Here is an 848-nt window from a genome sequence, read left to right as displayed (position 1 = left end):
ACTCCCTAAGACGAGGCCTGCGCCATAATGGCTTCAATATCATGAATCGTTTTCGGGACATCTTTAGATAGCACCTGATGAGACTTCTTGGTAACAGCAACATCATCTTCTATACGAATGCCAATGCCGCGCCACTTTTTCGCCACTTCTTTATTGCCGGGAGCGATATAAATACCCGGTTCAACCGTAATCACCATACCGGGCTCAAGCTCTCTCCATTCACCGTCGATTTTATACTCACCAACATCATGAACATCCAAGCCCAACCAATGGCCTGTTCGATGCATATAAAAAGGCTTATAACGCTCCTCTTCGATAATTTCATCCAGCTCGCCACTGAGCAAGCCCAGATCGAGCAAACCCTGGCAAATTACCTTGACCGCGGCTTCATGAGGATGATTCCAGTGACTCCCGGGCTTCACTGCTTTTATTGCGGCTAATTGAGCATCCAAGACGATTTGATAAATTGCCCTTTGCTCGTCAGAAAATTTTCCGTTTACCGGAAAGGTCCGAGTGATATCTGAGGCATAACAATCCAATTCACAACCAGCATCAATCAAGACAAGGTCGCCGTCATTCAAGGGGCCGTTATTATCGATGTAGTGCAATATACAGGCATTGTCGCCTGAACCAACAATAGCTGGGTATGCTTGAGAGCGAGCACCATTATCCATAAACACCTTGCTCATCGCTGACTCAAGGTGATATTCATGTAAACCTGGGCGGCAAACCTTCATTGCCTCAATATGTGCTTGGGCAGATATTTCAGCAGCCTGTTTCTCGTCTTGATTTCGGTGGTACTTTTTATCAAACGCAGCTCATGTAGTGCGTGCTCCAAGGCAACAAAC

1 protein-coding gene is annotated in these 848 nt (G+C 46.3%); it reads right to left on the bottom strand.

The genetic code is table 11. The features are described from left to right. Positions 1–5: 5 nt before the first annotated feature. Positions 6–737 carry a M24B family metallopeptidase gene (locus tag A3763_RS02625; RefSeq protein WP_068759865.1) on the bottom strand — a complete coding sequence of 244 codons (732 nt, stop codon included), beginning with the start codon at positions 735–737 and terminating at the stop codon, positions 6–8. Between the last annotated feature and the right edge of the window lie 111 nt (positions 738–848).

This window comes from Oleiphilus sp. HI0128 (assembly GCF_001635365.1).
This window is presented reverse-complemented; position numbering and strand designations above follow the sequence as displayed.